Below are 10783 nucleotides of genomic sequence, written 5' to 3' on the forward strand. Positions count from 1 at the left end.
CCTCCTCCTCCTCGGCCCTGCTGGTGTCCGACATGCAGGGCGAGTGCCGCCTGCCCGGCCGCGTCGTGCTCGGCCATCCCTTCAATCCAGCGCATCTGATGCCGCTGGTCGAGATCGTCGGCGGCAAGACATCGGATCCACAAGCGATCGCCCGCGCACGCGCCATCTATGAAGCCATCGGCAAGAAGCCGGTAACGCTCAACCGGGAGGTGACCGGCCATATCGCCTTGCGCCTGATGGGCGCCATGTGGCGCGAGGCGATCGCTCTGGTGCGAGACGGCGTCGCCTCGGTCGAGGACGTGGATCGTGCCTTCATGTATGGGCCGGGCGCGAAATGGACCCTGCAAGGTTCGTTCATCTCCAACAGCCTCAACGCCGATGGCATCGAGGACTTCCTGCGCAAATATGGCCCGACCTATCAGGCGATCTGGGACACGCTGCTCGACGCAAAGCTTGACAGCGAGACCATCCGCTCGATCACAGCTTCGACAAATGCGGCGGTAGGCGGGCGCAGCCACGAGGATCTGAAGGCCGCGCGCGAGCCTGGCCTGGTCGGCATTTTGAAAACAGTGGCCGCACACGGTGCACTCTAATCGTCACGGAGAATGGCCATGACCTATCGCACCGCCCTCGTCACCGGCGCCTCGAAAGGCATCGGCGCAGCGATCGTCGAGAGCCTGATCGCGGAAGGATTGACCGTCCATGCGCTGGCGCGCAGCCGTGGCGCGCTACAGGTCCTGCAGGAGAGGCTCGGGCCACGCGTGAAACCGCTTGTCGCCGATGTGCGCGACAACGAGGCGATCGCTTCTGCGCTCGGTGCGGCGGAAATCGATGTCCTGGTCAACAATGCCGGCGGTTTGGCGACCGTGCGCCCCCTGCACGAACAGAGCGCGGAGGAAACAGCCGAGGTGGTGGCGCTGAACCTCACCGCACCCTTGCAGCTCATCCGCATGTTGCTGCCGGGCATGATCGCGCGCAAGCGTGGCCACATCTTCAACCTGACCAGCACGGCAGCCAGCGGCGTTTTTCCCGGCACGACGACCTACGGTGCGGCCAAGGCCGGCCTTTCCCAGGCCGGTCGCATCCTGCGCTATGATCTCGCGGGCACCGGCGTGCGGCTGACCGAGATCGCCCCGGGCCGTGTGGAAACGGATTTCTATCTGAAGGCCTTCGACGGCGACCGCGAGGGCTTGCGCAAGCGCATGTACTCGCAACAGCGGCCGCTCGGCCCGGCCGACATTGCCGCCGTGCTTGCTACCGCGCTGCGGATGCCGGATCATGTCGACATCAGCGAACTGACCGTCGCGCCGAGCGAACAGGCGCCCGGCGGCCATACCTATCCGCCCGCGCCGCAACGATGAGCATGCGTGGCGTCAGCGACGCCGCGCCTCAGTCCGGCTCGGTCAATTTGTCGAGCACGGCCGTGCAGGCCTCCTCCCAGGCCGCAGGCACTCCGCGCGCCGAAAGCACCTGCAGACCCCGCTCGGTGATGCCGCCCGGTGTCACCAGCTCCTCGAGCATCTGATGCATCGGCTGGTCTTTCTCCTCAATCAGCCGCCCGGCGGCCACGAACGTCATCGCCGTCAGCCGGCGGCCAATTGCCGGATCGAGACCTCGCGCGCTCGACCATTCAGTCGTCCTGCGGATCAGATCCTGCACCCAGCCATAGATGGCGGCATTGACCGTCGCCAACTCGAAGTCCGTTTCGCTGGCCAGAGCGATCGAGGGGCCAAGCCAGTCGAGGACCGCCCGCGCCTGCTCAAGGTCGGGGAAATAGATCGTCGGACTGGCACAGATTTCGGAAGCCGTGAACGGCATGGCGCGCACCGCGCGCGCAGGCGCGACAGCAAACCGCGATAGCGCTACGCCGGCGCAAACCGAAACCATTGTTTGGTCCGTGCGCCACGGCAGGCCAGCGACCGCATCCGGCGCATGCACGGGCCGCACCGCAACAATGACGACATCGGACTGTTCGACGAGATCGCGATTGTCGATTGCCAGCCGAAAACCGTGCCGGGCGGAGAGCGCCGCCGCCTTGCCCCGCGGCGACAGCACGATCGCCGCGGGATCAAGCCCGGAACGCAAGAACCCAGCCAGCATGGACGTCGCCAGATGCCCGACCCCAAGAATGCCTACAATCATTGTTGTCCCCCGGATTTGAACCTGCTGCTTGCCATTCACACGAAGTTGGGAAAGAAAGGCGGCTCTACAAAGTGTCGACACAGCCTGCATACAAATCAGATGAGAACCGACGTGACCGAACGAGCCGAGACCAGTGCCGATAGCGACCCGTCCCTTGCCGCTGAAGCGGAGACGCGCCGCGCTGCCGATAGCAGCGAACGCGCCTACAACACCATCCGCAAGCTCCTGGTCGAATTCAAGCTGAAGCCCGGAGAGCGCATCAACGAGGTCCAGCTTTCGCGCGGCCTTGGCCTTTCGCGCACACCGATCCGCGAGGCGCTGAACCGGCTCGCCTCCGAGGGTTTCGTTTCGCTCACGCCCAATCGAGGCTTTTTCGTCAGAAGCCTCAGCACCGAGGGCCTGCTCGATCTCTACGAGTTCCGCTCGATCATCGAGTGCGCTGCTTTCAAGCTGATGTGCGAGCGCGCCGACGACAGCGAAATCGACCGGCTGCGGAGCTACTGGGAAGCGATCGTCGACGCCTACCCGGACCAGCCGCCGGATGTCATCCTGGCCGAGGACGAAGGCTTCCATCTGCTCATCGCCGAACTCTCCGGAAATCCGGAACTTGTCGGCCAGCTCAGCTCCATCAATGCACGCATCCGCTTCATCCGCCGCATCCAGATCGAACATCCTTCGCATGACAAGGCGCAGATCACCTCCCATTCGGCCATCGTCGAGGCTGCCGTCAAGCGCGATGCCGAGAACGGCGCGAAACTGTTGCGCGAACATATCGAAATGACCGTCTCCGCCACGCAGCAAGCGCTCAAGGACGCCTTGCTCAAGGTTTTCGCGCCCGACAATGGCGCCGAGCTGAAGCGTCGCCGAAGGGCTCGCGACGCATAATCGATATCTGAGCACAAAATTGAACGCAATAGTGTCGACACTTTCTTGACGACGATCCCTTTGTCTGCTTCGATGGGCTTACACGGGGAAGAAGACCGCAACGGCCTCCCCTGTCGTAGTCAGCAGCTAAGGGGAACCATGATGAAAAAATCTATCGCCACACTTCTTCTCGGCGCCTCGCTTTTTGCAGCGCCGGCCATGGCCGAGCAGATTACCGTCGGAATGTCCGCGCCGCTCTCGGGCGCGCAGGCCTATTTCGGCAGCACCTGGCACAATGGCTTCAAGCTCTACGTCGACAGGCTGAACGCCGATGGCGGCGTCAATGGCGTCACCATTGCCTATGACCAGCAGGACGACAAGGCCGACCCGCGCGAGGGAACGCTCGTCGCCCAGAAATTCTGCGACAATGACAAGGTCGTGCTTGGCCTGGTGAACTTCAATTCCGGCGTCGCCCAGTCGACGCTGCCAATCTATGAAGACTGCACGCTGCCGACCATGACCTTCGGCTCCAATCCGTCTCTCACCAAGCAGGGCTACAAGTTCATGGTGCGCCCGGTGGCCAACGATCTGGCCGGCGCATTGTTGCCAGCCGAATATGCGCTGGGCAAGCTCGGCGCCAAGACTGCCGTGATCGTCAACGACAAGCAGGTCTTCGGCCAGGGCATTTCCGAAATCTTCGCCAAGAACTTCGAAACCGGCGGCGGCAAGGTCCTCGATACCATTGCCGTGGCGCCATCCGACGTGGACTTCACCGCTGTGCTGGCCCAGATCAAGTCCAAGAAGCCCGATGCGATCTATCTCGGCGCCGTCATGCCGCAGCTTGCGCTGTTTGCCAAGCAGATGCACGAGCAAGGTATCGCCGCCGTGCTAATGGTGCCGGACGGCGGCTACACGCCGGACCTCATCAAACAGGCCGGCGAAGCCAATGTCCAGGGCACGCTTGTCGCGATCCAGGTGCCGCCGATGGATGCCTCCCCCGAGATCGCCGATTTCGCCAAACTCTACAAGGCGAAATATGGTGAGGAAGCCGGCCCGTATTCGATCTACGGCTATGTACAGGGCCAGATTTTGGAACAGGTGCTGAAAACGACGAAAGGCCTCACGCGTGAGGACCTCAACGCGGCATTGCATGCAGTTAAGGCGAAGACCGTCGTCGGCGAGCTGGAATTCGACGAAACCGGCGAACTCAAAGTCGCCCCATCCTACCTCTACAAGGTGGAGGGAACGGGCTTCCATCTCGTCGGTTCGAAATAGCAGCCAGACCGCCGGAGCCGCATCGCTACGCGCGAAGCGGCTCCTTCACCTGTTGACGGGCGTGCCTGCCGCAAGTACGGGCGGCCACGTCGACCATTCCCCTTCCCGGTTCGACCGGTCCATGGGGTTGCAGGCACAGGACGCCGGCCCATGCTGGGAAATCTTATCCAACAAACGGTAAATGCCCTGACCATCGGCTCGATCTACGCCCTGATCGCGCTCGGCTACACCATGGTCTACGGCGTGTTGCGCATGATCAACTTCGCCCATGGCGAGATGTTCATGCTCGGCGCCTATGTAGCGTTTCTGGCGCTCAGCCTGCTGGTCGGCGATGTCGGGATGTCGGGCGCGCTGGCGCTTACCGCGGCCTTTCTCGTGGCGATCTTCCTCGTCGGCCTCATTGGAGTCGGCATCGAAAGGGTCGCCTACAAACCGCTGAGAAGCTCCACCCGGCTCGCGCCGATGCTGTCCTCGCTCGGCGTCTCATTGTCGCTCGTCACCGGGGTGCAGATCCTGGCCGGCCCACAGCCAGTCGCCTTTCCCAGCTTCTTCCCCGTCGTCCGATATCAGGTGATGGGCGGCACCATCACCTTGATGCAGATCGGCATCCTGATCGCCGCCTTCGTGCTGATGTTCGGCCTGCATGTCCTAGTCAACCGGAGCCGTATCGGCATCATCGTGCGCGCCGTATCGGAAAGCCGACCGACCGCACAGCTGCTTGGCATCAACGTCAACGGCGCCATCTCCATGGTGTTCTTCGTCGGGCCGCTTCTCGGCGCTGCCGGCGGCATCCTCTATTCCAGTTACTATGGCATCATGTCGCCCAGCATGGGCGCCGTCATCGGGCTGAAGGCCTTCACCGCGGCCATCCTCGGCGGCATCGGTTCAATCCCCGGCGCCATGCTCGGCGCCTTCATCCTGGCTTTTATCGAAGTGTGGGGAACCGCGCTGCTGCCCATTGTCACAAACGGCGTGCTCGGCACCGAGTATCGCGACGTTCTCGCCTTTGCGATCCTCATACTCGTGCTTCTGGTCCGTCCTGCCGGTATACTCGGCGAGGCCGTCTCCGAGGAAAGCATCGTGTACAAGAGGGAATTCTGATGGCCGCCGCCGACACTCTCGCCGCGGCCCGGCCGCGTGCGAACCGGACCATCTCCTGGCTCGTCTTCGCCATCGCGATCGCGCTGATCATGGCCACGCCCTTCCTGCCCAACTACCATGTCCGTGTCCTCAACAGCCTGCTGATCTACATCCTGCTCGGCATCGGCCTGAACATCGTGATCGGCTATACCGGGCTGCTGGATCTCGGCTTCGTCGCCTTCTACGCGGTCGGCGCCTACAGCTATGGGCTGCTGGCAAGCCCGCAGCTCGGCCTGCATATGCCGTTCCTGCTCATCCTGCTCGTCGCCGCCTGCCTGGGTGCGGTCACCGGCATATTGCTCGGCATTCCGGTGTTGCGATTGCGCGGCGACTATCTGGCCATCGTCACACTTGGCTTCGGCGAGATCATCCGCATCATCATCAACAATCTCGACTGGCTGACCGGAGGGCCGCAAGGCATTGCCCGGCTGGACAAGGCGTCGATCCTCGGCATACAGATTGCCCGGCCGATCGACTTCTTCTGGCTGCTGCTGATCACCGTGCTCATCGTCGGCACCGTGGTCTGGCGGCTCGAGCGCTCCATCCTCGGCAAGGCGTGGGCGGCGATCCGCGAGGACCAGGATGCCGCGCGCGGCATCGGCATCAACACCACCAATGCCAAGCTTGCCGCTTTCGCCACCTCGGCCACGATCGGTTCCATAGCCGGCGCGATCTTCGCCGCATCGCAGCGTTTCGTCAGCCCGGAAAGCTTCACGCTGCAGGAATCGGTGCTGATCGTGCTGATGATCGTGGTCGGCGGCATCGGCAACATCTTCGGCATCGTCGCCGGCGCGGCAATCCTGATCCTGCTGCCGGAGCTGCTGCGCGAATTCGCCGAATGGCGCATCCTCTTCCTCGGTCTTTTGATGATCTCGCTGATCATCGCGCGCCCGGCCGGCATCGTGCCGCGCAGCTTCGGGCCGGAGAAACTGATCCGAGGGCTTTTCGGAAAATGACGCTGGTCTTTCAGAGCCTTCGCAAGGTGTATGGCGAGGTCGTCGCCATCGACGGCGTGTCGACCGACTTCGCTCCCGGCATAATCCACGGCGTGATCGGACCGAACGGCGCCGGCAAGTCGACGCTGATCAACATGACGGCTGGTTCCTACACAGTGTCGTCGGGCTCGATCACGCTCGACGGCAAGCGTCTCGACAAACTCAAGAAATACCAGATCGCCAATTCGGGAATTGCCCGCACCTATCAGAACATCCGCCTCTTCGACCAGATGTCGGCGATCGAGAACCTTGAAGTCTGTTTCTATCCCGCCGAGGTTGCGGCCGCCTGGAGGGAAGTGATCTGGCCACCCTATGCCAACGCCCAGCGCCGGCGCCGGCGTGAGAAATGCATGGAAATCCTGCGGTTTTTTGACCTTCAGGGCTACGCCGACGTCGATGCCGGGGGCCTGCCCTATGGCCGACAACGCATGCTGGAGATCGCCCGCGCCTTGGTCGCCAATCCGCGCGTCCTGCTGCTCGACGAGCCCGCCGCCGGATTGAACCACCACGAGACGGCGGAACTGACGGCAAAACTCACCGCGTTGCGTTCGCCCGACCGGATCATGATCGTCGTCGAGCACGACATGGATCTCGTCATGACACTCTGCGACAGCATCATCGTCATGCATCATGGGAAACTGCTCTTCCGGGGCACGCCCGCCGAAGTGCAGGCAAGCACCGACGTCCAACTCGCCTATCTGGGAACCGCCAATGACATCGACGACATCCGGGCCGCTGCTCAGAATCGCCGGGCTCAGCTCGGGATACGGGCGCGTCGGCGTTCTTGAGGGCATCAGCATTGACGTCGATCCGCACGAGATCGTCGTCATCCTGGGTCCGAACGGCGCCGGCAAGACGACGCTGCTCAATTCCGTTTCCGGCGTGGCGCGGCCCACCGCAGGCAGCATCGCGTTCGAGGGCCGCGACATCACCGGGATGCGCCCCGAACAGGTCGTGCGTCTCGGCATCACCCACTGCCCGGAAGGCCGCCAGATCTTCCAGCGCCTGACGGTGGAGGAAAACTTGGTCGCGGCCCATATCGGTCGCGGCGGGAAGAGTTTCGAGGCATTGCGCGCCGAGGTGTTCGAGCTGTTTCCTGTGCTCAAGGAACGGCGCAACGGCATGGCAAGCCGCATGTCCGGCGGCCAGCAGCAGATGCTGGCGATCGGGCGCGCGCTTATGGCCGAGCCGAAGCTTCTGATGCTCGACGAGCCGTCTCTCGGCCTTGCCCCGAAGATCGTCCACCAGATCTTCCGCATCATCCTCGACCTGTCGCGCCACGGCATTTCGATCCTGCTCGTCGAGCAGAACGTTCAGCTGGCGCTTGAATGCGGCGACTACGCCTACCTGCTCAACACCGGCAAGGTGAAGCTGCATGGCCCGGCGCAGGAAATGGCCGCGCATTCGGCCCTGAGGGAACACTATCTCGGCGGCGCCAGCGAGGACGTCCTTCATGTTTGAGGTCGACTGGAAGACGCCGCATCTGTGGCGCAAGACCGCGAACAGGCGCCCGGCCGCACCGGCACCGCAAGGCGACCTGAAGACGGACGTGCTGGTGGTCGGCGGCGGCTTCACCGGCATGGCCGCGGCACTCGGCGCGCGCGACAGCGGCGTCAATGTCATCCTGCTTGAGAGCAACGAGATCGGATCGGCAGCGTCGGGCCGCAACAACGGCCTTGTCATCTCCCACCATTCCAAGGCCTCGCCGGCGGAGTTCGAGGCGGTCTACGGCAAGACGATCGGTGAGCGCTACAATCGCATGGTTGCGGATGCGGCCGGCGTAGCCTTCGGCCTGATGCAGCGCTTCAACATAGACGCCCACCAGGTTCAGGAAGGCTGGATCCAGCCCGCTCACACCGACACCACGCTTGCCCGCGCGCACCAGTTCTACGAAGAGTGGAAAGCCTTCGGCGCCAATGTCTCCTGGCTTGACCGGGCCGAAGCCAGCGCGCGCATCGGCAGCCCCTATCTCGGCGGCTGGATGGTGCACAATTCCGGCCACATCAATCCGTTCGCCATGACCATTGGCCTTGCCGGCGCCCTTGAGCGCGAAGGCGTGACCATCTTCGAGAACGCCGCGGCGTCTCGCATCGAGAAGGTGGAAGGCGGCTGGCGCGTCTTCACCGCAACGGGAAGCGTCACGGCGCCAGAAGTGGTGCTTGCCACGAATGCGCTTACCGGCGACCTCTGGGCTGGGCTGAAGAAGACACTGATGCCGTTCAAGGTCTTCCAGGCCGCGACAAACCCGCTGCCGGAAGGCCTGCGCACCCAGATCCTTGTCGGCAACCCCGCGGTGTCCGACATGCGCAACGACATCCGCTATTTCCACTACGACGTCGACGGCCGGCTGGTGAGCGGCGGCACGCATACATTGTGGTTTGACGAGGCCGACCGCGGTCGCGCCAAGGTCTCGAGCATGCTGGGCAAGGCTTTTCGCGCATTCGGCGGCGAACCGCCGATCGTGGAATACTGGCATGGCACCTTTGCCGTGGTGCCTGATCGCAGACCTCGCCTCTATCGCCTGGCACCCGGCCTCGTGTTTGGCGGCGTCTATTCCGGCCGCGGCGTGGCATTGGCAATGTCTCTTGGCCAGGAAATCGGCCGCTGGGCGGCAGGCCGGCGCCGGGACGAGCAGATGCCTTTGCCGGTCACCAACATGAAACCGGTTCCGTTCCATCCGGTCGCCGTGCAGGTCGCGAACCGCATGCATCTCTGGAACCGCTTCAAGGATCGAAGCTCTTGATGACATTATAGGCCGACGATGCTGATTTTGTGCCGGCGGCTAGCTGGCCGAGGCAGAAGTCTCAATCAGACAGCCCATGCTCGGTCACGACTGGGCCGAAAGCGGACTGGTAGCTTCAGGCATCAGCGGAAGCCGAAGCGGACCTTCAGCGTGGCTGGGACTTAGGGCCTCCGACTGATCCAAAAGGAGGTTCTGTCACGGTCTCAGGCGTTCCCCCTTCGGATCGTACCACGGCTTGAGCTGCGCAATGGCCTTGTATCGCTTCCAGGCGATTTCGATCTCCAGAGGGGCGGCTGCCAGCCAGGCATCGTCGACACCGCCCTCGCATTCGACATAGCCCATGCCGAGCGAGGCGCCGATGCGGTGGCCGTAGGCGCCGGAGGTGACCGAACCGACGATCTTGCCGCCGCGCCAGATCGGTTCGTGATGATAGAGGAGAGGCGCATCTTCGGCCTGCAGCCGCAACTGCACCAAGCGGCGGCGCGGCTTGCCCGCCTCCTTCTGCAGCAACAGCGCATCACGGCCGATGAAGCCGCCTGGCTTGTCGAACGCCACGGCAAAGCCAAGCCCTGCCTGCAGCGGGCTGTCTTCCTCGCCGATGTCGTGACCCCAGTGGCGGTAACCTTTCTCCATGCGCAGCGAATTGATGGCGAAGTAGCCGCCTTGGCGCAGGCCGAAATCGGCGCCCGCCTCGGCCAGCTTGTCGAAGACATGGGCGGCGAACTCGGCGGGCATGTAGAGCTCCCAGCCAAGCTCGCCGACGAAGGTCAGCCGGCTGGCGCGCACCCGCGCATAGCCAAGGTCGATCTCGCGGCTGGTGCCGAAGGGAAACGCCGCCTCCGAGAAGTCATCGGGCGAGACGGCGCGCAGGAGATCGCGCGATTTCGGCCCCATCAGCGCCAGCATGGGCAGGCCGGAGGTGACATCCTGCACGAAGACATGCGCGTCCGCCGGGATATGGCGCTTGAGCCAGGCCAGGTCGCGCCGCTGCGACACGGCGATGGTCACGACCATGTAGGCGGTTTCGGAGATGCGGGTGACCGTGACATCGGCTTCGATGCCGCCTAGCTCGTTCAGCCATTGCGTGTAGACGACGCGGCCGGCGGGTACGTCGACATTGTTGGCACAGATGCGGTTGAGCACCGCGCAGGCGTCACGCCCCTCGATCCAGTATTTCACGAAGCAGGAATGGTCGAACAGCGTAACGTTGTCAGCCGTGTTGCGGCTTTCCTCGCCGCAGGCGCCGAACCAGTTCTGGCGGCCGTAGGAATAGTCGATCTCGGCCTTCATGCCGGGCAAAGCGAAGAAGCCAGGGCGTTCGTAGGCGGCGGCCTCGGTCATGCAGGCACCCGCCGCCATCAGGCGGTCGTGGAACGGGCTCTTGCGGATGTGGCGCGCCGTGGCGAACTGGCGGTATGGCCAGTGCATGTCGAACAAAAGGCCAAGCGTTTCGGTGGTGCGGTCGTAGAGATATTTCTTGTTCGACTGGAACGACATGGTGCGGCGCACGTCGACATCGGCGAGATCGACCGGTGGGCGCCCGTCGCGGATCCATTCCGACAGCGCCTTGCCGACGCCGCCCGAGGAGAGGATGCCGACGGAATTGAAGCCGGTGGCGCAGAAC

General features: G+C 63.5%; 11 protein-coding genes. 9 read left to right on the forward strand and 2 right to left on the reverse strand.

The window, feature by feature from the left end:
• Together EOA22_RS13280 and EOA22_RS13285 are read left to right on the forward strand one after the other, a co-directional pair.
• Nucleotides 1-593, forward strand: a 593-nt coding sequence (locus tag EOA22_RS13280; RefSeq protein WP_245478632.1) for a 3-hydroxyacyl-CoA dehydrogenase NAD-binding domain-containing protein, incomplete at its 5' end; no start/stop codon positions are given.
• A gap of 18 nt (nt 594-611) precedes the next feature.
• Nucleotides 612-1361 carry an SDR family oxidoreductase gene (locus EOA22_RS13285; RefSeq protein WP_063168744.1) on the forward strand — a complete coding sequence of 250 codons (750 nt, stop codon included), beginning with the start codon at nt 612-614 and terminating at the stop codon, nt 1359-1361.
• A 28-nt stretch (nt 1362-1389) separates the two neighbouring features.
• On the opposite strand, the gene EOA22_RS13290 is transcribed toward EOA22_RS13285, so the two are convergent.
• Nucleotides 1390-2142, reverse strand: coding sequence for an NAD(P)-binding domain-containing protein (locus EOA22_RS13290; protein WP_063168745.1), 753 nt, complete (start codon nt 2140-2142; stop codon nt 1390-1392).
• A 111-nt stretch (nt 2143-2253) separates the two neighbouring features.
• On the opposite strand from EOA22_RS13290, the gene EOA22_RS13295 reads away from it, so the two are divergent.
• From EOA22_RS13295 to EOA22_RS13325, 7 genes are all read left to right on the forward strand, one after another.
• Nucleotides 2254-3027, forward strand: a complete 774-nt coding sequence (locus tag EOA22_RS13295; protein ID WP_063168746.1) for a GntR family transcriptional regulator — start codon at nt 2254-2256, stop codon at nt 3025-3027.
• A gap of 141 nt (nt 3028-3168) precedes the next feature.
• Nucleotides 3169-4281, forward strand: a complete 1113-nt coding sequence (locus EOA22_RS13300; RefSeq protein WP_063168747.1) for a branched-chain amino acid ABC transporter substrate-binding protein — start codon at nt 3169-3171, stop codon at nt 4279-4281.
• 150 nt (nt 4282-4431) lie between these two features.
• Nucleotides 4432-5382 carry a branched-chain amino acid ABC transporter permease gene (locus EOA22_RS13305; protein ID WP_224620706.1) on the forward strand — a complete coding sequence of 317 codons (951 nt, stop codon included), beginning with the start codon at nt 4432-4434 and terminating at the stop codon, nt 5380-5382.
• Complete coding sequence (locus tag EOA22_RS13310) at nt 5382-6377, forward strand: hypothetical protein (protein WP_024504006.1); 996 nt, start codon at nt 5382-5384, stop codon at nt 6375-6377. The genes EOA22_RS13305 and EOA22_RS13310 overlap by 1 nt, the downstream gene beginning before the upstream one ends.
• A complete protein-coding gene (locus EOA22_RS13315) occupies nt 6374-7204 on the forward strand; it encodes an ABC transporter ATP-binding protein (protein ID WP_063168748.1) in 831 nt (276 codons plus the stop codon). Before EOA22_RS13310 ends, EOA22_RS13315 begins: the two co-directional genes overlap by 4 nt.
• Nucleotides 7128-7877 (forward strand): ABC transporter ATP-binding protein, encoded by a 750-nt coding sequence (locus EOA22_RS13320; RefSeq protein WP_063168749.1) that lies wholly within the window; start codon nt 7128-7130, stop codon nt 7875-7877. The genes EOA22_RS13315 and EOA22_RS13320 overlap by 77 nt, the downstream gene beginning before the upstream one ends.
• Entirely contained in the window at nt 7870-9159 is a 1290-nt protein-coding gene (locus EOA22_RS13325; RefSeq protein WP_063168750.1) for an FAD-dependent oxidoreductase, read from the forward strand. Before EOA22_RS13320 ends, EOA22_RS13325 begins: the two co-directional genes overlap by 8 nt.
• A gap of 195 nt (nt 9160-9354) precedes the next feature.
• Here EOA22_RS13325 and EOA22_RS13330 read toward each other — a convergent pair.
• Nucleotides 9355-10783: glycine cleavage T C-terminal barrel domain-containing protein (locus tag EOA22_RS13330; RefSeq protein WP_164755403.1), on the reverse strand; the 1429-nt coding region annotated here is incomplete at its 5' end.

Source organism: Mesorhizobium sp. M7A.F.Ca.US.014.04.1.1, assembly GCF_003998745.1.
Classification (GTDB): domain Bacteria; phylum Pseudomonadota; class Alphaproteobacteria; order Rhizobiales; family Rhizobiaceae; genus Mesorhizobium; species Mesorhizobium ciceri.